Source organism: Paraburkholderia sediminicola, assembly GCF_046027355.1.
In the GTDB taxonomy this organism is placed as follows: domain Bacteria; phylum Pseudomonadota; class Gammaproteobacteria; order Burkholderiales; family Burkholderiaceae; genus Paraburkholderia; species Paraburkholderia sediminicola_B.
In genome coordinates this window covers 82734-104915 of record NZ_JAQQEK010000022.1, presented here as the reverse complement: position 1 = coordinate 104915, position 22182 = coordinate 82734, and the positions used below count along the sequence as shown (strand labels likewise).

The 22182-nt window shown below is 64.4% G+C and carries 17 protein-coding genes; 12 read left to right on the top strand and 5 right to left on the bottom strand.

Annotated elements, in window-relative coordinates:
• Positions 1 to 73: 73 nt before the first annotated feature.
• A complete protein-coding gene (glnE, locus tag PQR42_RS30910) occupies positions 74 to 2866 on the bottom strand; it encodes a bifunctional [glutamate--ammonia ligase]-adenylyl-L-tyrosine phosphorylase/[glutamate--ammonia-ligase] adenylyltransferase (protein ID WP_408216894.1) in 2793 nt (930 codons plus the stop codon).
• 186 nt (positions 2867 to 3052) lie between these two features.
• Here glnE and PQR42_RS30905 point away from each other — a divergent pair, with 186 nt between their 5' ends.
• The 6 genes from PQR42_RS30905 (at position 3053) to PQR42_RS30880 (ending at position 12151) form a co-directional block, all read left to right on the top strand.
• A complete protein-coding gene (locus tag PQR42_RS30905; protein WP_408390119.1) occupies positions 3053 to 7243 on the top strand; it encodes a YhdP family protein in 4191 nt (1396 codons plus the stop codon).
• A gap of 128 nt (positions 7244 to 7371) precedes the next feature.
• Positions 7372 to 8223, top strand: a complete 852-nt coding sequence (locus PQR42_RS30900) for a carbon-nitrogen hydrolase family protein (RefSeq protein ID WP_106284499.1) — start codon at positions 7372 to 7374, stop codon at positions 8221 to 8223.
• Positions 8224 to 8343: 120 nt separating this feature from the next.
• Entirely contained in the window at positions 8344 to 9810 is a 1467-nt protein-coding gene (gene tldD / locus PQR42_RS30895) for a metalloprotease TldD (RefSeq protein ID WP_408216901.1), read from the top strand.
• A gap of 378 nt (positions 9811 to 10188) precedes the next feature.
• On the top strand, positions 10189 to 11262 hold the full coding sequence (gene aroG / locus PQR42_RS30890; RefSeq protein ID WP_012431785.1) for a 3-deoxy-7-phosphoheptulonate synthase AroG: 1074 nt from the start codon (positions 10189 to 10191) through the stop codon (positions 11260 to 11262).
• A 189-nt stretch (positions 11263 to 11451) separates the two neighbouring features.
• Entirely contained in the window at positions 11452 to 11799 is a 348-nt protein-coding gene (locus PQR42_RS30885) for a type II toxin-antitoxin system RelE/ParE family toxin (protein WP_408390117.1), read from the top strand.
• 19 nt (positions 11800 to 11818) lie between these two features.
• Entirely contained in the window at positions 11819 to 12151 is a 333-nt protein-coding gene (locus PQR42_RS30880) for a helix-turn-helix domain-containing protein (protein WP_408390114.1), read from the top strand.
• Between the two features lie 75 nt (positions 12152 to 12226).
• On the opposite strand, the gene PQR42_RS30875 is transcribed toward PQR42_RS30880, so the two are convergent.
• Positions 12227 to 12781 carry a cob(I)yrinic acid a,c-diamide adenosyltransferase gene (locus PQR42_RS30875; protein ID WP_408216908.1) on the bottom strand — a complete coding sequence of 185 codons (555 nt, stop codon included), beginning with the start codon at positions 12779 to 12781 and terminating at the stop codon, positions 12227 to 12229.
• Positions 12782 to 13008: 227 nt separating this feature from the next.
• On the opposite strand from PQR42_RS30875, the gene PQR42_RS30870 reads away from it, so the two are divergent.
• The 6 genes from PQR42_RS30870 to proC all read left to right on the top strand — a co-directional run bounded on the left by PQR42_RS30870 (position 13009) and on the right by proC (position 20072).
• Entirely contained in the window at positions 13009 to 14424 is a 1416-nt protein-coding gene (locus PQR42_RS30870) for an FAD-linked oxidase C-terminal domain-containing protein (RefSeq protein WP_408390112.1), read from the top strand.
• Between the two features lie 71 nt (positions 14425 to 14495).
• Positions 14496 to 15989, top strand: a complete 1494-nt coding sequence (locus PQR42_RS30865; RefSeq protein WP_408390109.1) for an FAD-linked oxidase C-terminal domain-containing protein — start codon at positions 14496 to 14498, stop codon at positions 15987 to 15989.
• 150 nt (positions 15990 to 16139) lie between these two features.
• Positions 16140 to 17228, top strand: a complete 1089-nt coding sequence (glcE, locus tag PQR42_RS30860; RefSeq protein ID WP_408390106.1) for a glycolate oxidase subunit GlcE — start codon at positions 16140 to 16142, stop codon at positions 17226 to 17228.
• Between the two features lie 8 nt (positions 17229 to 17236).
• On the top strand, positions 17237 to 18463 hold the full coding sequence (glcF, locus tag PQR42_RS30855; protein WP_408390103.1) for a glycolate oxidase subunit GlcF: 1227 nt from the start codon (positions 17237 to 17239) through the stop codon (positions 18461 to 18463).
• Between the two features lie 37 nt (positions 18464 to 18500).
• Positions 18501 to 19199: a YggS family pyridoxal phosphate-dependent enzyme gene (locus tag PQR42_RS30850; RefSeq protein ID WP_408390100.1), complete on the top strand. Its 699-nt coding sequence runs from the start codon at positions 18501 to 18503 to the stop codon at positions 19197 to 19199.
• A 57-nt stretch (positions 19200 to 19256) separates the two neighbouring features.
• The gene (gene proC / locus PQR42_RS30845; RefSeq protein ID WP_408390098.1) at positions 19257 to 20072 is read left to right on the top strand and encodes a pyrroline-5-carboxylate reductase; all 816 of its coding nucleotides are present in this window, start codon (positions 19257 to 19259) and stop codon (positions 20070 to 20072) included.
• A 214-nt stretch (positions 20073 to 20286) separates the two neighbouring features.
• Here proC and ubiA read toward each other — a convergent pair whose 3' ends face one another.
• From ubiA to PQR42_RS30830, 3 genes are all read right to left on the bottom strand, one after another.
• Positions 20287 to 21150 (bottom strand): 4-hydroxybenzoate octaprenyltransferase, encoded by an 864-nt coding sequence (ubiA, locus tag PQR42_RS30840; RefSeq protein ID WP_408390094.1) that lies wholly within the window; start codon positions 21148 to 21150, stop codon positions 20287 to 20289.
• Between the two features lie 192 nt (positions 21151 to 21342).
• Positions 21343 to 21840, bottom strand: a complete 498-nt coding sequence (locus PQR42_RS30835) for a Dps family protein (protein WP_132376013.1) — start codon at positions 21838 to 21840, stop codon at positions 21343 to 21345.
• 154 nt (positions 21841 to 21994) lie between these two features.
• Positions 21995 to 22153 carry a hypothetical protein gene (locus PQR42_RS30830; RefSeq protein WP_408216928.1) on the bottom strand — a complete coding sequence of 53 codons (159 nt, stop codon included), beginning with the start codon at positions 22151 to 22153 and terminating at the stop codon, positions 21995 to 21997.
• Positions 22154 to 22182: the final 29 nt, after the last annotated feature.

The following is a 22182-nucleotide window of genomic DNA, read 5'->3' as shown; positions in this document are numbered from 1 at the left end:
TTGGCAGAGTGAAAGCCGCGACGCCGCTCGAAGCGCCCGCAGACAGGCCCGCTTGAGAAACCCCTGCGCGCGTTTAACCAAACACACGCTTCCACAGCCCCAGCACCGCCTCACGCTCGGTGGCCACCAACGCCGGCTCGACGCGCGCCTTCTCCATCCCGTCCAGCCGCAGCTGGTGCTGCAACTTGCGGTACGTGCGATACGCCGCGCCAACCGTCTCCGCTTCCGCCTCGCTCATCAGGCCGAAGCGCGACACTTCCCGCAGCAACGCGATGTTGCCGGTATTGCGGATCAGCTCCGGATCGCTCGCCGCATGCAACAACACCCAGTACTGCACGGTGAACTCGATATCCACCATGCCGCCGCTATCGTGCTTCAGATCGAACAGCGCCGTATGGTTCGGATGCCCCGCTTCGACGCGCGCCCGCATCTCGACGATCTCCTTCATCAGCGGCACCGCTTCGCGCGGCGTGGTCAGCACCTGTTCACGGATGGCCTCGAACTTCGCGCCGATCTCGGCATCGCCCGCACAGTAACGCGCGCGACTCAATGCCTGGTGCTCCCATACCCACGCCGTATTGGCGGCATCGCCCTCGCGCAACTGGTAACGGCGGAACGCGTCCAGATCGGTGACGAGCAGGCCCGATTCGCCGTTCGGCCGCAGGCGCAAGTCGACGTCGAACAGGGTGCCGGCGCCGGTTGCGGTCGTGAGCCAGGTGATCAGACGGCGCGTATAAGTGGAGTAGACGTCGGCTGCGGCGTCGTCGGGGTCGTCGTAGAGGAAGATCACGTCGAGGTCGGACGCATAGCCCAGTTCCTTGCCGCCCAGCTTGCCGTACGCGATCACCGCGAAACGCGGCACCTCACGATGGCGTTTCGGCAATTGGTTCCAGACGGCCTCGAGCGTGACGTCTAGCACGGCATCGGCGAGTTCGGACAGCCGGTCGCTCACATGTTCGACGCTCAGCTTGCCGGCCAGATCGATCAGCAGAATGCGAAACACCTCGGCCTGATGGGCATGGCGCAACAGGTCCATCTGTTGCTCGACGCCGTCCGCCGCGGCCAGGCGCAGGCGCAGTGTGCGCTTGAACTCGGGCCAGTCGAACGGGCTGTTGATTGCTTCGTCGTCCAGTAACTCGTCGAGCAATTGCGGATGGCGGATCAGGTAGCCGGCCGCCCAGCGCGATCCGCCGAGCACCGACAGCACACGATGCAGCGCCTGCGGATATTCGGTCAGCAGCGCGAGATACGCACCGCGCCTGCTCACCGCTTCGAGCAGGTCGAAGAACCGCGCCACCGTATCGCCGCGCCGCTCGGCAGGCTCCAGCGTGCGCGCGGCTTCGAGCGCGCGTTGCGCGACGATATCGAAACGTTGCCGGCTGCGCTCGGCCAGCCCCGCGTAACGCGACGACACCCAGATCGCGCGCAGCCGCGCGAGCAGTTCGCCCGGCTCGGCCACGCCGAGTTCGGCGAGGCGCGCCTGCAAGGCTTCGTCGGCGCTGTCATCGGCGAGCGCGCTGCTCCAGACCCATGCGGCGGCGCCGTCTTCGGGTGCGCCACAACCGTCGCGGCCGCTCACCTTGTCGGCGAAAATCTGATCGAACTGCTGTTCGACAAATTCGCGATGCGCATCGAGCTTGGCCATCAGCGCGGCGTAGTCGTCGCAACCCATCGCATGAGCGAGCGCCGCGCGTTCCTCGGGATCAACCGGCATCGCATGGGTCTGCGCATCGTTGCGATATTGCAGCCGATGCTCGAGTTCGCGCAGAAAGCGATACGCCTGCGACAGCTTCACGCAAACCGACGTGTCGATCAGCCCATGCGCGGCCGCGTGACGCAGCACGGCAAGCGTCGGGCGCACCCGGAAGCCCGCGTCCTGGCCGCCACGAATCAACTGGAACACCTGCGCGCTGAATTCGATTTCGCGGATGCCGCCCCGCCCGAGCTTGATGTCGTCCGCCTTGTCGGGCCGCATCGACGCGCGCCGCTGCGCCTCCTGGCGAATCTGCAGATGCAGCGCGCGAATCGCGCTGATCACGCCGAAGTCGAGATAGCGGCGGTAGACGAACGGCGTGACGATCGCATCGAGTTGCTTCTGCAGCCGTTGCGCCGCATCGCTCGCGCCTTCGGACACGAGACGCCCCTTGATCCACGCATAGCGCTCCCACTCGCGGCCTTGCACGTAGAAATACTCTTCGAGCATGCCGAGACTGCACACGAGCGGCCCCGAGTCGCCGTTCGGCCGCAGCCGCATATCGACGCGGAACACGTAGCCGTCGCCGGTCACTTCGGCGAGGGCGCCGATCAGGCGCTTGCCGAGGCGCGTGAAAAAGTCCTGCGTGGCGATCGGCGAACGCTGGCCACCGGCAGTCTCGCCATCCTCTTCATAAATGAAGATCAAGTCGATATCGGACGACACGTTCAGTTCGCGCCCACCCAGCTTGCCCATTCCCACCACCCCGAGCGAGAGCCGTTCGCCTTGCGGCCCGCGCGGCTCGCCGTACAGCGTTTCGAGTTCACCGGACAGGACCGCGAGCGCACGCTGGATGGTCGTCTCCGCCAGGTCGGTCATCGCGCCGGTGACTTCGGCAACATCCGCCTCGCCCGCCAGATCACGCTCCATCACGGCGCAAAAGACCTCGGTACGCAGTTGGCGCAAGGCCCGTTTGAGTGCATCTTCACTCAATGGCGCATCGGCCGCGCCGGCCGCCGCGGCGCACAAGGCGTCGAACCGCGCGTCGATACGCTCGCGCGTGAGCGGCCCGGACGCCAGCGCCGCCACCTGCGCCACGAGTTGCGGACGGGCTGCGGCAGCGCGCGCCGCGTAGTGTGAATAGTTGGAACTCAGGAGAGTGGCGTCAGTCATCAAGGGTCTGGCTCGCTCGTTGCTTGATCAGCGTGGTTCAGTTCGTAGTAATGCACGGTCGCGGCAGCCTCGCGGAAGTCGCGAGACGGCATGCAGACAGGGTTTGCAGGAGGTCCGCCTACGCTTTCCCGTGTGTTACATTTCGTCGTTAATTCGCAAAACTACCATACGCCCACCCGCCGCAGCATGTCCGAGCGAAACGAATCCGCCGACCCGCACGAAACTGTGCAAGTCCGGCCTGTGAGCGGAAGCGACCACATCGTGCTGCGTCGGACCTTGCACGTGGTCCTCGCGCTCGCGCTCGTCCTGTACTTCATTGCGATGGGTCTGTTTCTGGGCTTGCGCTACGTGGTCCTGCCGCGTGTCGACTCGTTCCGGCCGCGCATCGAAGCCACCGTTTCAGAAAAGCTGCACGCGCAGTTCACCATCGGCAAGCTCGCGCCGCATTGGAGCGGCTTCCAGCCGGGCCTCGACGTTACCGATCTCGTGATCCGCGATCACGACGGCAAAGCCGCGCTGACGATTCCCCACGCCACCGCCACGCTCTCGTGGCGGTCGCTCTGGCAGTTTCATCCCGCGCTGTCCAGCCTGATCGTCGATCAGCCGGACGTGCTGGTGTCGCGCAGCAGCGACGGCGTGCTTTCGGTGGCGGGCGTGCCGGTGCCGACTCGCCACAGCGGCAACGACACCTTGTCCACCTGGCTACTGCGTCAGCAGGCGATCGTGGTGCGCGGCGGCGCGCTGCGCTGGCGTGATGCGCAGCATGACGCGCCGGAGTTGGCGCTGCGCGACATCCGCATCGCGATTCTCAACGACGGCTACGATCACCGCCTCGCGCTGCAGGCGCCCGCCGACGGCCAGGTCCTGCACGGCGCGCTCGATTTCCGCACGCACTTCAAACACGCGCCGCTCTCCGCGATCGGCAAGCCGATCAACTGGACCGGCCAGGTGTACGTCTCGACCGGCCCGGTCGATCTGCCGACGCTCGCGCGCTACGTCAATTTTCCGATCGAGACGTTTGCCGGCCGTATCGACAACGCCATCTGGATCGATTTCGCCGACGGGCGCATCAAGTCGGCGGGTGGCCAACTCGCCGGCACCGACGTCGCCCTGCGAGTGCGTCCGACCCAGCCGAAGCTGCTGGTGCCGGTCGCCAATTTCTCGTGGCGCCTCGAAGCCGACCAGGGCGACTACAAACTGCAACTGACCAATCTGCACGCCGAACTCGGCCAGCCGCCGCTCGACGACGGCACGCCGCTCACCCGCACGCTCGCGTTCACCATCCTCAATGGCCGCTACCGGACCGCCTCGCAGCAACACGGGCAACTCGTCAGCGTGAGCGGCGACCGCGTCGACCTCGGCATCCTCGCCGAATTCAGCCGTGCGTTGCCGCTGCCGCGGCGCCTCCTGAACAACCTGGTACGTATCAATCCGCGCGGTCTGGTGGCCAACTATGTCATCGAGGTCGAGCGCGGCAAGCCGGAGTCGGGCGAAGCAGGCAGCGATCATCGCCCGAGCGGCGCCGAGCCGATCGAGCGCTATCGCTTCAAGGGCGATCTGCAAGGCATCAGCGTCGCCGCCCAGGAACCGCCGCCGGGGCTCACGCCGCTGAATCACCCGCGCGCGGGCATTCCCGGCATCGAGAATCTGTGGGGCAAGGTGGATGCCGACGAGACCCACGGCACAGCCCTGCTCAACACGTCTAATGTCGCCATTACGCTGCCGGGCGTGTTCGACGATCCGCGGCTGAAGCTCGACCATCTGCATGGCCGCGCCGACTGGACCATTACGCCGAAAGCGCCGGGCGAGAACCACCCGGCCTTCACCGTGAAGCTGGCCGATTTCGCCGTCTCGAACGCCGACGTCGCGGCCACCGCCTCCGCCGACTACAGCAACCCGGGCCACGGACGCGGCTCGCTCGATCTGAAAGCCGACTTCCAGCGCGCGCAGGTGACGCGCATCGTGCGCTATCTGCCGACCAGCATCGGCGAAAAGCTGCGCATCTATCTGGGCCACGGCTTGCAGGCCGGCATGTCGCACGGCGCGACCATCGAGGTGCACGGCGATCTGACCAAGTTCCCCTACTCGCGCGATCCGAGCGCTGGGCTGTTCCATATCGTTGCGCCGTTCAAGGGCGGCAAGTTCGATCCGACGCCCTTCCCGCCGCGCAAGATGAGGAACGGCACGCCGAACGTGTGGCCGGCGCTCGACGGCATCGACGGCGTGTTCGAGCTCAAGCAGAACGTACTGCGCTTCGACATCGATCGGGCGCATTACAAGCAGGTCGCGCTGATCGGCGTCAACGGCAGGATCGAGGACCTCGGCACCAAAGCGTCGAGCCTTGTCATCAAAGGCGATGGCCACGGGCCGCTCGCCGACATGCTCGACTATGTGAACGCCAGCTCGCTCGGCATCATGGCAAAGCATGAAACCGACAAGGTGCGCGCCGAAGGGCCCGCGTCGCTCGCGCTCCAGCTCACGGTGCCGCGCACGCCGAAGCCGCACATCGCCGTGGAAGGCGCGGTCGGCTTCCAGAACAATCGCTTGAGCGTCGAGAACGTGCCGCCGCTGTCGCAACTGAAGGGCAAGGTGCATTTCACCGAACACACGGCGCAGGTGGACCGGCTCTCCGGGCAATTCCTCGGCGGCGACGTGCATGCGAACGGCGGATTGAAGAAGGACGGCACCTATGCGCTCGACCTCGGCGGCCATATCGCCGTCGACGCGGCGCGCGGCCTCAACCTGCATGGCCCGGCCGCGCAGGTGCTGACGCGCATGAGCGGCAGCGCGCCCTATGCACTCAACGTGCGCGGCGCCAAGGGGCGGCTGCCCGAAGTGACGGCGAACTCCGATCTGAGCGGCCTCGCGCTCGACTTTCCCGCGCCGTTCAACAAGCCGGTCGGCACGCCGATGCCGCTGCGTTTCGCCGTCAGCCCGTCCGCCGCACCGGGCGAAGCGGGACTGCAGCGTGCCGATCTCACCTTCGGCCCGGTCGCCGCCACCTATCTGCTGCGCTATCAGCCGAAAACGACGCCGACGGTCGTGCGCGGCGCGGTCGGCGTGAACAAGCCCGCCGACCTGCCGTCCGAAGGCGTGATCGCCGCCGTCGATCTGGACGCATTCGATGCGGACGCGTGGCGCGCGGCCATCACGCAAATACGCAGTAAAGAAACACCCGGCTCCGCCGCGTCGACGCCGGTCGTGTCGAACCCCACCGTCGCGCAATTCCTGCCGAGTCGCTTCGCGCTGCACGTCGGCACGCTGACGCTGCTCAAGCGTCACTGGGACAGCGTGATCGTCGGCGCGTCCCATACGGACCGCACCTGGCAGGCGAACATCGCGTCGAACCAGGTGTCGGGCCATGTGTCGTGGCTGCCGGGCGCGACGAAAGAGTCGCCGGGCACGCTGCAGGCGCGCTTTGCCCGCGTGGTGATTCCATCGGCGACCGACAAGGACCTGCTCGGCCAGGCAATGTCGGCGCCGGCGCAGAACATGCCGTCTATCGATCTGGTGGTCAACGAGTTGATCGTGCGCGACCGCAACATCGGCCGCCTCGAAGTCGACGCGCACAACTTCGAGGAAGACGGCGTGCCGGTCTGGCAACTCGATAAGCTCGACATCACCAACCCCGCCGCCACGCTGACCGCCACCGCGAACTGGCGCACCTCGACCGGCCTCGGCAACAGCGCCGTCGAAGCCACGCCGCGCCGTACCGTGTTCGATTTCAAGCTCGACATCAAGGACGCCGGCGCCCTGCTGGAACGATTCGGCCAGCCGCGCACGATCAAGGCCGGCAGTGGCTCGTTGTCGGGCAAGGTGGTGTGGCAGGGCGGCCCGACCAGGATCGACTATCCGACGCTCAACGGCAATCTCGCCGTCGATCTGCGTCACGGCCAGATTCTCAAGGTCGATCCGGGCGTCGCCAAGCTGCTGGGCGTGCTCAGTCTGCAGAGCCTCGCGCGCTTCGCCACCCTGAACTTCCGCGACGTGATCGGCGAAGGCCTGCCGTTTGAACGCGTCACCGGCACCGCGCAGATTCACAACGGCATTGGCCGCACCGAGAACTTCGAAATGGTGACCGCGCCGGCACGCGCCGAGATGAAAGGCTCGGTCGACCTCGCCCAGGAGACCCAGGATCTGCACGTCCAGGTCGTGCCGACGGTTAGCGCCGGCGCCGCCGTGATCGCCGCGACGGTGATCAATCCGCTGCTCGGACTCGGCGCGCTGGTGGCCGATCTGGCCTTCACGCAGTCGGTCTCGCACGCGTTCGCGCGGGAGTATGCGATCACCGGATCGTGGTCGAAACCGCACGTTGAGCGGGTGAAGAGCGATCGCGGTAAGATGGACGCTCCGGCTTCGACCGTGGAAGCGCACTGAGCCTGTATCCGGCCCTTTGTTGGCCGGGCAGTCACCGTGCCGCACCAGCGGCCCCAGCCAGCCTTGAACGACGTTTGCGGCGCCAGCGGTTCGCGCCGCCGCCTTGCCGGGAGTTTTTCGAAACGCTCATGAGCGAAACACACGTCTCTTCAACCGTCTCCAGCGGTTCCCTGGAAAGCGCATTCCGTGTCGCCGCGCTGCAAATGGTGAGCACGCCGGATCGCGAGCGCAATCTCGCCGAAGCCGGGCGCCTGATTGCCGAAGCCGCCGCAGACGGCGCGCAACTCGTCCTGCTGCCTGAATACTTCTGCTTCATGGGCTTCAAGGACACGGACAAGCTTGCCGTGCGCGAACCCTATCAGGACGGTCCGATCCAGCGTTTTCTCGCCGACGCCGCGCGCCGCCACCAGGTCTGGGTGATCGGCGGCACGCTGCCATTGATGTCGCCCGAAGCCTCGCGCGTGCTGAACACCACGCTGGTGTTCGACCCGCAGGGCAACGAGGCCGCGCGCTACGACAAGATCCATCTGTTCAACTTCGAAAAGGGCGAGGAATCGTTCGACGAGGCGCGCACCATCTGCCCCGGCGGCGAGGTTCGCACGTTCGAGGCGCCGTTCGGCCGTGTCGGCCTGTCGGTCTGCTACGATCTGCGCTTTCCGGAGCTGTACCGGCGCATGGGCGACTGCGCGCTGATCGTGGTGCCGTCGGCGTTCACTTATACGACCGGCCGCGCGCATTGGGAAATGCTGCTGCGCGCCCGGGCGGTCGAAAACCAGTGTTACGTGCTGGCCGCGGCGCAAGGCGGCAAACATGAAAATGGCCGCCGGACGTGGGGCCACAGCATGCTGATCGACCCGTGGGGCGAAATCGTCGCGGTGCGCGACGAAGGCGCAGGCGTGGTCGCCGGCAATCTCGAGCGTGCGCGCATCGACGAAGTGCGACAGAGTCTGCCCGCCTGGCGTCATCGTGTGCTTAGTTGACTCCTCTGACCCAGTTGATAAATCCATCCGCGTGACATTGAAACTGCGGCGTCTCCTACTCACATAGCGTGTGACAGAGGCGCTAACCGAATCCTTCGTATCGAGCAGAACATACTTCGCATGAACATCATCGAACCCGGTATCCGTAACCTCGCCACCGCCAAGGACATCCTCCTGACGCCCTACGGTCTCGACGAATCCCTGCTTACCCGCACGCTCGCCGAAATCTTCACGCACAAGATCGACTACGCGGACCTGTACTTCCAGTACACGCGCAGCGAAGCGTGGAGTCTCGAAGAAGGCATCGTGAAGTCCGGCAGCTTCAGCATCGACCAGGGCGTCGGCGTGCGCGCCGTGTCGGGCGACCGCACGGCTTTCGCCTATTCGGACGATCTGTCGCCCGAAGCGATCCGCCAGGCGGCGCTCGCCACGCGTTCGATCGCCAAGGCGGGCGGCGGCAAGCAGAAGATCAAGGTGGCGTCGTCGCTGACCGGCATCGCCGGGCGCGATCTGTACCTGCCGGCCGATCCGCTGCATTCGCTCGACGCCACGGCCAAGGTCAAACTGCTCGAGCGCATCGAACAGATGGCGCGCGGCCGCGATCCGCGCATCCAGCAAGTCATGGCCGGCCTCGCCGGTGAATACGACGTGGTGCTGGTCGCGCGCAGCGACGGCGGATTCGCCGCCGATATTCGTCCGCTGGTGCGCGTGTCGGTCACGGTGATCGCCGAGCAGAACGGCCGCCGTGAAATCGGTAGTGGCGGCGGCGGTGGCCGCTTCGACTACGGCTATTTCACCGACGAGATCCTCTCCAGCTATGTCGACGACGCCGTACACGCCGCGCTGGTGAACCTCGACGCGCGCCCCGCTCCGGCCGGCGCGATGACCGTCGTGCTTGGACCGGGCTGGCCCGGCGTGCTGCTGCACGAAGCGATTGGCCACGGCCTGGAAGGCGACTTCAACCGCAAGGGTTCGTCGGCATTCGCTGGGCGGATCGGCGAGCAGGTCGCCGCCAAGGGCGTCACCGTGGTCGACGACGGCACGCTGCCGAACCGCCGCGGCTCGCTCAATATCGACGACGAAGGCAACCCGACTCAGTGCACGACATTGATCGAGGACGGCATTCTGAAAGGCTACATTCAGGACACGCTGAACGCGCGTCTGATGAAGATGCCGGTCACGGGCAATGCGCGCCGTGAGTCGTATGCGGCGCTGCCCATGCCGCGCATGACCAACACCTACATGCTCAACGGCGACAAGGACCCGCAGGAAATCATCGCTTCCGTGAAGAACGGTTTGTATGCGGTGAATTTCGGCGGCGGCCAGGTCGACATCACCAACGGCAAGTTCGTGTTCTCGGCTTCCGAGGCGTACATGATCGAAAACGGCAAGGTCACGTACCCGGTCAAGGGCGCGACGTTGATCGGCAGCGGCCCCGAATCGCTCAAATTCGTCAGTATGATCGGCAACGACATGAAGCTCGATTCGGGCGTCGGCGTGTGCGGCAAGGAAGGCCAGAGCGTGCCGGTGGGCGTCGGCCAGCCGACGCTGCGGATCGACCGGATGACGGTCGGTGGCACGGCCTGATTTGGCAGAAAATGCATACTTCGTGCATGCATTGCGCGAAGTATGCGGATTTTCCGCATTTTTATACCCTGTGGCTTGCAAGCGCCGCCTGCCCGGGTTATAAAGTCACTCACCCTTTTTGACCTGCGACCTCATTCGTCATGTCCGCCAAGTTTTATTTTTACTTTTTTTGGCATCTCAGACCGCTGGCGGATCGAGAGGGGTGTTAGTGCACGCAGGACACCGAGAATTCCCGAAAAACCGCCAGCTAGCCTGGCGGTTTTTTTTCGCCTCATGCCTTTGAAACTTTATTTTTGATGATCGTCCGCTCTGGCATCGCTGCTTCATCGCAACCCTGATTGCCCGCGCGAACACGCTACGAACCGATTGGAGAACAACATGCCCCCGCACAACACCGACGATGTCCGCATCCGCGAATTGAAAGAACTCACGCCGCCCGCTCACCTGATCCGCGAATTCGCTTGCGACGAAACGGTGTCCGACGTGATCTACAACTCGCGCACCGCGATGCATCGCATTCTGCACGGCATGGAAGACCGGTTGATCGTGATCATCGGACCGTGCTCGATTCACGATACCAAGGCGGCCATGGAATACGCGGGGCGTCTGATCGAGCAGCGCAAGCGCTTCGCCGGCGAACTCGAAATCGTGATGCGCGTGTACTTCGAAAAGCCGCGCACGACGGTGGGCTGGAAGGGTCTCATCAACGACCCGCACATGGACAACAGCTTCAAGATCAACGACGGCCTGCGCACCGCGCGTGAGCTGCTGTTGCGCATCAACGAACTGGGCCTGCCGGCCGGCACCGAATACCTCGACATGATCAGCCCGCAGTACATCGCCGATCTGATCTCGTGGGGCGCGATCGGCGCGCGCACCACCGAATCCCAGGTGCACCGCGAACTGGCTTCGGGACTGTCGTGCCCGGTCGGCTTCAAGAACGGCACCGACGGCAACGTCAAGATCGCCGTCGACGCGATCAAGGCCGCCTCGCAGCCGCACCATTTCCTGTCGGTCACCAAGGGCGGCCACTCGGCGATCGTGTCGACCGCGGGCAATGAGGACTGCCACATCATTCTGCGTGGCGGCAAGACGCCGAACTACGACGCGGACAGCGTCAACGCCGCGTGCGCGGACATCGGCAAGGCCGGTCTCGCCGCGCGTCTGATGATCGACGCGAGCCACGCGAACAGCTCGAAGAAGCACGAGAATCAGATTCCGGTGTGCGCGGATATCGGCCGCCAGATTGCTTCGGGCGACGAACGGATTGTTGGCGTGATGGTGGAATCACATCTGGTGGCCGGCCGCCAGGATCTGCAGGAAGGCTGCGCGCTGACGTATGGCCAGAGCATCACCGACGCGTGCATCGGCTGGGACGAAAGCGTCGCCGTGCTCGAAGGTCTCGCCGACGCCGTCAAGCAACGTCGTGTGGCACGCGGCAGCGGCAACTAAGGCCACGCTGATTGCAGTAGTAGATGCATCGGAAAACCCGGCTCGATGGATGAGCCGGGTTTTTTGTTAGCCGAACGGACGAATGGTGCTCCTTTAACCGCCTCTGTACCGTAACAACTCATGGCCGGGTCGAATGCGACTTGACCGGGGTGAATGTTACGTATAAGATTTTGTACATGAAAGGTGGCTATGGAGCAGGAAAAAGAAATTCGCTGGCTAGGCTCCAGCTATCACGATTTACTCGCCTTTCCCGAGGAGATGCGCCGTCAAGCGGGGTTCCAACTCGGCAAGATTCAGGCAGGCCTCGACCCTGATAACTGGAAACCGTTCGACTCGATCGGCCCGGGAACACGCGAGATTCGCATCAGGGAAGCAGACGGCATTTTTCGCGTCATGTACGTGACGAAGTTTGTGGAAGCGCTGTATGTGCTGCATTGCTTCCAGAAGAAAACGCAGAAGCTGGGTCCGCATGACAGGAAGATTGCCGAAATGCGGTATCGCGCCATCGGGTTGCATCATCGGCCGCGCCAACATTAACGATAGGAAAACTTAACAAATGACGATCGACACCAAAATTCGTCACGTAACCAAGCCCGGCGCCAATTTGTTCCTCGAACTCGGCTTTTCCGCTGAAGAGGCCAAACGCCTGCACGCCGCTTCGCAAAACCAGATCAACGACACGCGGCTGCTCAAGGAGCAGCTCATGACGGAACTGTCCACCTGGATCGAACAGCATCATTTGAAGCAGGCCGAGGCGGCCGAGATTCTGATGGTGTCGCGCCCGCGCGTGTCCGACGTGGTCAACAAGAAGACCACCAAGTTCACCATCGACACTCTGGTGGAAATGATGAGCCGGATCGGCAAGCCGGTCACGCTGGCGGTCGGCTAACGTGTAAAGCTCGTCAATGCGCGTCACGCTGCATGCGCCGTCACGTGATCAAATGCGTATCGCCACGGCTGCGCTCTAGCCTGCGCTTCGCTCGTGTTGCCACAGCACGTCGGTGCCGCCGTCCGCACGATTGAGCACGCGCGCGAGCACGAACAGCAGATCGGACAGCCGGTTCACATACTGGCGCGGCGCGGCGTTGATGGTCTCGTGCTCGCCCAACGCAACGATCGCCCGTTCGGCACGGCGGCACACGGTGCGGCACACATGCGCGAGCGAGGCCGCGCGCGAGCCGCCGGGCAGAATGAACTCCTTCAACGGCGGCAAAGCCGCGTTGTAGTCGGCAAGCCAGTCGTCGAGTTGCGCGAGTTGCCGGTCGGTAATCATCGTGTGGCCGGGAATGCATAATTCACCGCCAAGGTCGAACAGATCATGCTGGATCGCCACGAGCGCTGCCCGCACCTTGTCCGGCAAGGTTTCACACAGCAGCACGCCGAGGTTCGAGTTGAGTTCGTCCACGTCGCCGATCGCGGCAATGCGCGCGCTGTCTTTGCGCACACGGCTGCCATCGCCGAGACCGGTGGTGCCGTCGTCGCCCGTGCGGGTGGCGATCTTGCTCAAGCGGTTGCCCATGGTGTCTCCCTTGCATTCAGTGACGATGCGCCCCGCCGTGTGCTCGGACTGGCCAAGGGGGTTCGAAACAAACCCGATCAGCCACCGCGTTTATCCATATTGCGCGCATCGTGAAGTCGCCGCCATTATAGAAGCGCTGGCCGGCCGCAACGCCGGCCCACGGGCGATCGGCGTAAAATGAAACACATGCTGTAAACCAGCACCGCCCCAAATACCAGGAGACATGCGTGAATCATCCCGTGCCGCCGGCCCCGCTGCGCCGGCCGTTTCCCGCCGAGTTGCTGAGCGCGCTCAAAGCCGTCTTCGCCGATCGCGTGTCCGTGTCCGAAGCCGTGCGCGCCCATCATGGCCGCGACGAATCGCCGTTCGACCCGCAACTGCCTGACGCCGTCGTCTTCGCACGCACGACTGAAGACGTGCAAACCGTCGTCAAACTGTGCGGCCAGTACAACGTCCCGATCATCCCTTACGGCAACGGCTCGTCGCTCGAAGGGCATCTGCTCGCCGTGCAAGGCGGCGTCTCGATCGATCTGTCGGAAATGAACCGGGTGTTGTCGATCAACGCCGAAGATCTGACGGTCACCGTCGAACCCGGCATCTCGCGCAAGCAGTTGAACGAGGCATTGCGCGACACGGGTCTGTTCTTCCCGATCGACCCGGGCGCGGACGCGAGCATCGGCGGCATGTCGGCCACGCGCGCCTCGGGCACCAACGCCGTGCGCTACGGCACGATGCGCGAGAACGTGCTCGGGCTGACCGTGGTGCTGGCCGACGGCCGCGTGATCAAGACCGGCACGCGGGCTCGCAAGTCGTCCGCGGGTTACGACCTCACGCGCATGTTCGTCGGCTCGGAAGGCACGCTCGGCGTGATCACGGAAATCACGGTGCGCCTGTATCCGCAACCGGAAGCGGTGTCCGCAGCGGTGTGCGCGTTCCCGTCCATGGGCGATGCGGTGCGCGCGGTCATCGAAACGATCCAAATGGGCGTGCCGATTGCGCGCGTCGAGTTCGTCGATTCGCTCGCCATCCGCTCGATCAATCGCCACTCGAATCTGACACTGCGTGAAGCGCCCACACTGTTCTTCGAATTCCACGGCACCGAGGCCGGCGTGAAAGAGCAAGCCGAACTGGTCCAGGACATCGCCGCGCAGAATGCCGGCGAGGGTTTCGAATGGGCGACCCGGCCGGAAGACCGCAGCCGCCTGTGGAACGCGCGCCACAACGCTTATTTCGCCATGCTGCAACTGAAGCCCGGCTGCCGCGCGGTCACGACCGACGTCTGCGTGCCGATCTCGCGTCTCGCGGAATGCGTGGAGGAAACGGAACAGGATCTGAAAGCGTCACCGCTGCCCTGCCCGATCGTCGGCCATGTCGGCGATGGCAATTTCCACGTCGCGATCCTGATCGATCCGAACAAGCCGGAAGAGCTCGTCGAAGCCGAGCGTCTTAATCATCGCATTGTGCAACGCGCGCTGCGCATGGACGGCACCTGCACGGGCGAGCATGGCGTCGGCCTGCACAAGATGGGATTCCTGCTCGAAGAGCACGGTGAAGTCGCGGTCGATACCATGCGTTCGATCAAGCATGCGCTCGATCCGCACAATCTGATGAACCCGGGCAAGATCTTCACCTGGGCAGCATGAGGCGTATTCAGGCGCGGCAGCGCTGGAAAGCCAGCCGCGTTGGACTTGAAGGGCACGAGGAGACAAGTCACATGAACGCACCCGCTGAACTGACGGCCGAAGTACTCGCCCAGCGCCAGCGCGAAGTCGTGCAGGCGTTGATGGCCGTATTGCCGACCCATTGTTTGCTGTATCGCGAGGAAGATACCGTCGCCTACGAATGCGACGGTCTCGCCGCCTACCGGCGTCTGCCGCTCGCGGTCGCGTTGCCGGAGACGGAATCGCAGGTGCAGCGCATCGTGCAGATCTGCCATCGCCTCGACGTGCCGATCGTGCCGCGTGGCGCGGGCACCGGTCTGTCCGGCGGCGCCATGCCGATCCGGCACGGCGTGGTGGTATCGCTCGCGCGCTTCCGCAAGATCGTCGAAGTCGATTCGTACGCACGGACCGCTACGGTGCAACCCGGCGTGCGCAATCTGTCGATCTCAGAAGCCGCCGCACCTTACGGTTTGTATTACGCGCCAGACCCGTCGTCGCAGATCGCCTGCACGATTGGCGGCAATGTCTCGGAGAATTCCGGCGGCGTCCACTGCCTCAAATACGGTCTCACGGTGCATAACGTGATGCGCGTGCGCGCCGTGACCATGGAAGGCGAAATCGTCGAGTTTGGCTCGCTTGCCCCGGACGCGCCCGGCCTCGATCTGCTGGCCGTACTGATCGGCAGCGAAGGCATGTTTGCGATCGTCACCGAAGTCACCGTCAAGCTGATCCCGAAGCCGCAAACGGCGCAGGTCATCATGGCCAGTTTCGACGACGTCGTGAAAGGCGGCGACGCGGTGGCCGGCATCATTGCGGCGGGCATCATCCCCGCGGGCCTGGAGATGATGGACAAGCCGGCCACGCGCGCCGTCGAGGAATTCGTCAACGCCGGCTACGATCTCGACGCGGCGGCCATCCTGCTGTGCGAATCGGACGGCACGCCTGAAGAAGTCGCGGATGAAATCGTGCGCATGACCGCGGTGCTGCGCGAACAGGGCGCCACCCGCATCCAGATTTCCCGCTCGGAGAATGAGCGGCTGCGCTTCTGGTCGGGCCGCAAGAACGCTTTCCCGGCCGCCGGGCGCATTTCACCCGACTATTACTGCATGGACGGCACGGTGCCGCGTCGCAGTATCGGTCCGCTGCTCGCGCGCATCGAGGCGATGGAAAAGACCTACAACCTGCGCTGCATCAACGTATTCCACGCGGGCGACGGCAATATGCATCCGCTGATCCTGTTCAACGGCAATGACCTGGACGAGTGGCACCGGGCCGAAGCGTTTGGTTCCGACATCCTCGAAACGTGCGTCGAACTGGGGGGCACGGTGACCGGCGAGCACGGCGTCGGCATCGAGAAGATCAATTCGATGTGCGTGCAGTTTTCGCCCGAAGAGCGCGACGCGTTCCACGCGGTCAAGCGGGCTTTCGACGCGCCCGGCCTGCTCAACCCCGACAAAGGCATTCCCACGCGAGCGCGTTGCGCCGAGTACGGCAAGATGCATGTGCGCGGCGGCTTGCTGCCGCATCCTGAGTTGCCGCGGTTCTAACGCTGTACTGCCCCGCCCACGCATCGCGCATAGCCTGCGTGGGCGCCGTTTTTCCTGCTCTCACCCTGATTACCCGATGCGGGTCCGCTCCTGGTTGCCAGCGAGCCCCCGCCCGGTACAATCAAACGAAACACAACGAAGCAGGACACCATGGAAGAGGACGACATCGTCGCCGTGTGGTCGGAACGTGTGCGTTCGGCCAGCGCCGAGGGGCGCGCGTTGCGTATCCGTGGCGGCGGCACCAAAGACTGGTACGGTCAGACGTTGCAAGGTGACCTCCTCGACACGCGCGCTTATCGCGGCATCATCGCGTACGATCCGGCGGAGCTGGTCATCACCGCGCGCGCGGGCACGCCCCTGCTGGAGATCGAGGCCGCGCTCGCCGACCATCATCAGATGCTCGCCTTCGAGCCGCCGCACTTCGGGCCGCAGGCCACCTTCGGTGGCTGCATCGCGGCGGGCATCGCCGGTCCGCGCCGCCCGTCGGCCGGCGCGGCGCGCGACTTCGTGCTCGGCGCTGTGATCATGAATGGTCAGGGGCAGAAGCTGCATTTCGGCGGCCAGGTGGTGAAGAACGTCGCGGGCTATGACGTCTCGCGCCTGATGGCCGGCTCGCTCGGCACCCTGGGACTGATCCTCGAACTGTCGATCAAGGTGCTGCCATTGCCGCAGGCCGAAGCCACGCTCAAATTCGACATGAACGGCACCGACGCGGTCCGTAAGCTCAACGAATGGGGTGGCCGGCCGCTGCCGATCACCGCGAGCGCCTGGCGTCACGGCACGCTGGCCGTGCGCCTCGCCGGCGCCGAGGCCGCAGTCAAGTCGGCGAAGATGGCGCTCGGCGGCGAAGTGGTCGATGCGGTCGAAGCCGAACGTTTCTGGGCGGGCCTGCGCGAACAGACCGACTCGTTCTTCGCCGCCATTCCGCCGCGGGCCGCGCTGTGGCGCCTCGCGCTGCCTTCGATCACTGAGCCGCTGCAACTGCCCGGCGCGCAACTCATGGAATGGGGCGGCGGCCAGCGCTGGTGGATCACCGATACCGACGCACAGACCGTGCGTATTAGCGCCAAGCAAGCCGGCGGCCACGCCACGATCTTTCGCACCGGCCACGGCTACGACCGCGGCGCCGGCGTGTTCACCCCGCTTCCCGCGCCGCTGATGAAAATCCATCGCGGTCTGAAAACCGCTTTCGACCCGGCCCGCATCTTCAATCGCGGCCGTCTCTACCCCGACTTCTGAGCGACGCGATGCAAACCAACCTCGCGGACTTCATTCGCAACACGCCCGATGGCGACGAAGCCGACGGCATCCTGCGCAATTGCGTGCATTGCGGTTTCTGCACGGCCACCTGTCCGACCTACCAGATACTCGGCGACGAACTCGACGGCCCACGCGGACGCATCTATCTGATCAAGCAGATGGTCGAGGGTGCGCCGGTCACGCGCAGCACTCAGCTCCATCTCGACCGGTGCCTGACCTGTCGCAACTGCGAAACGACCTGCCCGTCCGGCGTGCAATATGGCCGGCTGGTGGAAATCGGCCGCAAGCTCACCGAAGAAAAAGTCACGCGCCCGTTCAGTCAACGGCTGGTGCGGCGCATGCTCGCGAGCTTCGTGCCGAACAGCGCGCTGTTCACGCCGACCATGCGGATCGGCCAGCATTTTCGTCCGTTGCTGCCCAAGAAGTTGCGCGACAAGGTGCCCGCGCGGCAGCGTCCGCTCGAATGGCCGACCGCGAAACATCCACGCAAGATGCTGATGCTCGCGGGTTGCGTGCAACCGTCGATGATGCCGAACGTCAACATCGCCACCGCGCGCGTGTTCGACGCACTCGGCGTCGAAATGCTGATCGCGCCGGATGCCGGCTGCTGCGGCGCGATCCGCCTGCATCTGGGCTACAACGATGAAGCGCTCGACGACCTGCGCGCCAACATCGACGCATGGTGGCCCTACGTCGAAGAGGGCGTGGAGGCGATCGTGATGAACGCGTCGGGCTGCGGCGCGACCGTCAAGGAATACGCGCACCTGTTGCGGCACGATCCGGTGTATGCGGAGAAGGCGCGCCGCGTGGTGGAATTGACGCGCGACGTCGCGGAGATCCTGCCGGAGTTCGAAGAAGCATTGGTTTCGGTCACGCGACGCCGCTCGGTTCACACCGTGGCGTTTCATCCGCCCTGCACCTTGCAGCATGGTCAGCAGATACGCGGCAAGGTCGAGCATCTGCTGGCCGCGCTGGGTGTCGAAGTGCGCCTGCCCGCCGACAGCCACCTGTGCTGCGGCTCGGCCGGCACCTACTCGCTGACGCAGCCCAAGCTCTCGTATGCGCTGCGCGATCAAAAGCTCGAGCGGCTGCAAGTGCAGGAGCCGCAGGTGATCGTGTCGGCGAACGTCGGCTGCATTGCGCATCTGCAAAGCGGCACGTCGACGCCGGTCGCGCACTGGATCGAGTTGGTCGAGCACATGCTGTCCGTATAATCGGGTAATCGACTTTCGCTGGACTTCCGGTTCCGACATGCCCGATCTGATTCACAATCTCGAGGCGGTGCAGCAGCGCATCGCCATGGCCGCCCACGTGGCCGGACGCGATACGCGCTCGGTCCATCTGCTCGCGGTCTCCAAGACCTTCCCCGCCGAAGACGTGCGCGCCGCCTACAACGCCGGCCAGCGCGCGTTCGGTGAAAACTACGTGCAGGAAGCGCTCACCAAGATCGAGACGCTCGCCGATCTGCGCGTCACGCTCGAATGGCACTTCATCGGTCCGTTGCAATCGAACAAGACGCGGCCGGTCGCCGAGCAGTTCGACTGGGTGCATTCCGTCGATCGGTTGAAGATCGCGCAGCGGCTCTCGGAGCAGCGTCCCGATAATTTGCCGCCGCTCAACGTGTGCCTGCAAGTCAACATCAGCGGCGAGGCGTCGAAGAGCGGCGTGAGCGTTCCCGAGGCGGTGGAAGTCGCGCAGGCGATCGCCGCGCTGCCAAAGTTGAATTTGCGAGGCCTGATGGCGATTCCCGAGCCGACCGGCGGCATCGACGAGCAACGCGTGCCGCACCGGCACTTGCGCGAGTTGTTCGAGCGCCTGTGTAACGACGGACTCGAACTCGACACGCTATCCATGGGCATGTCGAGCGACCTCGAGGCCGCCGTGCTGGAAGGCGCGACGATCGTGCGCGTGGGCACCGCGATCTTCGGCGCGCGAGATTACTCTAACTGACCCTTGCGGGCCTTTTCAGGCTCCTTAGGCTCTTCACGGCACTTCCTTCGGAACATCATGAAAATTGCTTTTATCGGCGGTGGCAATATGGCCGCCGCGTTGATCGGCGGCCTCATCAAGCGTGGCGTCGCGCCCGCTGACCTCTACGCAATCGATCCCAACGAAGACGCGCGCAAGCGCAATGAGCAGCAGTTCGGCATCAAGACGGGCGCCGCCGCGGATGCCGCGCTCGCCGCGTACGACGCCGTCGTGCTGGCGGTGAAGCCGCAGATCCTGAAGAGCGTCGCCGAGGCGGTGGCGCCGCATCTGAACGCGTCGCAACTGGCCGTAAGCATCGTCGCCGGCATTCGCATGGGCGACATGTCGCGCTGGCTGAATGGGCACAACCGTATCGTGCGTGTCATGCCGAATACGCCGGCGTTGATCGGCATGGGCGTGACGGGTCTCGTCGCGACCGGCAGCGTCGACGAAGCGAGCCGCGCGCTCGCGTCGCAAGTGCTGGGCGCGGTCGGCGAAACGGTCTGGTTCGACGATGAGGCGAAGATCGACGCCGTCACCGCGATCTCGGGCAGCGGACCGGCCTACGTGTTCTATTTCATCGAGGCGTTACAGGAAGCCGCGCGCCAGCTCGGCATGGATGAAGCGCAAGGCCGCGCGCTGGCGGTGGCGACCTTCACCGGTGCGGCGCAGTTGGCGGCGAATTCCGACGAACCGCCGAGCTTGTTGCGTGAACGTGTGACGTCCAAAGGCGGCACGACTGCGGCGGCGCTGGCGTCGTTCGACGCAAGCGGCGTCAAGGATGCGATCGTGCGCGGTGCGCTCGCCGCCGATGCCCGCGCCAAGGAAATGGGCGACGAGTTCGGCAAGCAGTGAGCGCGCCAGGCAGCGCCGGGTATTCGAGAGGATTTAGAAAAGGAAGTCTGCCGTAGCACGCAGCGCCGCGATTCGAACCGGGGCGGCGTCTACGGCGCGAGAAGCTCGAAGAAAAGTAGCACGGTGAATTGAGCGCGCCGTAGCGCTTCGATTCAAGCTGCTGCGGCGCCTGCTCAATAGAAACGCAAACCCGGCGTAAAGCCGCGCAGAAAAACTAAAACGAACCCACCGCGTAATGCGCGGCGATGCCGACGAACAGCGCGCCGCCCAGCCAGTTGTTATGCCGGAACGCGGCGAAGCACGCCATTCGTTCACGGTCGCGGATCAGCGTGTAGTGATAGATCGCGCAACCCGCGGCCGCCGTCCATCCCAGCCAGTACAACACGCCGAAGCCGAGCATCACGCCGATGCCGACGTAAATCCCCAGCGTCACCGCGTAGCAGAGCATGATGGCGGCCACATCGAAGCGGCCGAACGTCAGCGCCGACGTGCGGATGCCGATCTTGATGTCATCGTCACGGTCGACCATCGCATATTCGGTGTCGTACGCCACCGACCAGAACACATTGGCCAGCAGCATCACCCACGCGAGCAACGGCACGTGGCCCTGAATCGCGGCGAACGCCATCGGAATGCCGAAGCCGAACGCGATCCCCAGATACGCCTGCGGAATCGCGAAGAACCGCTTGGTGAACGGATACGAACCGGCGACGAAGAGCGCCGCCACCGACAGTTCCTTGGTCAGCGTGTTCAGCGGCAGAATCAGAAGAAACGCCAGCAACGACAAAGCGGCCGCCAGCGCCACCGCTTCCCACGCCTTGATCTTCCCCGACGTGATCGGACGATTCTCCGTGCGCTTCACATAGCGATCGAAGTCGCGATCCGCGTAATCGTTGATCGCGCAGCCCGCCGAGCGCATCAGCACCGTGCCCACGATGAAAATCACCAGCAGCGGCCACGTCGGATGACCGTCGGAGGCGATCCACAGCGCGTTGAGCGTCGGCCACAGCAGCAGCAGGCTGCCGATCGGCTTGTCCATGCGCACGAGGCGCAAATACAGGGGAAGTCGGGCGAACATGGGCGGAGTCGGTGAAAGTGCGAAGACGGTGCGGCTATTTTACGGGATGCGGACGGTGGGCCGCTTGCGGGCTGGCACGGCTGACAAAGCCGGTGCCGCAAAAAACAAAGCCCCCCTTGTAGGGAGGCTTTGTTGGTGTCGCACTCAACGTCAACACCGACGCCGAAACGAAGGCGCCACGTATGCTGATGCTTAAGCCAGCATCGAGCGCAGCATCCACGCGGTCTTTTCGTGCGTTTGCATGCGTTGTGTCAGCAGGTCGGCGGTCGGCTCGTCGTTGGCGGCTTCCGTCGACGGGAAAATCGCGCGTGCGGTACGCACGACGGCTTCCTGACCTTCCACCAGTTGGCGGATCATTTCTTCCGCGGCCGGCACACCGTCCGCTTCCGGAATCGACGACAGCTTGGCGAAATCCTTATAGCTGCCCGGCGCATGCACGCCCAGCGCGCGAATTCGTTCAGCGATCGAATCGACCGCCAGCGCCAGCTCGTTGTACTGCGTTTCGAACATGAGGTGCAGCGTATTGAACATCGGACCCGTCACGTTCCAGTGGAAGTTGTGGGTCTTCAGGTACAGCGTATAGGTGTCGGCGAGCAGGCGCGACAAACCTTCTGCAATCTTCTTGCGATCTTTGTCGCTGATCCCGATATTGACGTGCTGTACGGCTGCTGCGGCTTCTTTTTTGGCCATGACGACTCCTTTGAAGAGTGATACGAACCGGTCGGCAAAGTGACGGTCTGCGGATAGCAAACTCGACAGCTCGAACGCTCGACAGTTTAGCCTGGAAAACTGCTGCGTTCGTATGACGCGTGGCCACTTGCCGCATCCACGTACCGGGCTCCGATCAGCCGGCGAGCGCGTGTTGCAGCGCCTGCGCGACGATCACTGCGAACCCGCTCGCGACGATCGCAAAGCCCACTGCCTTGCGCGCCATCACTGCGTACTGTTGCGCGCTGCGTGCGCGCGACGTGCCGCCCAGCGTGGCCATCATCATCTGCATCATGATCGTGCTCCCTCGGTTCGTATCGGTAC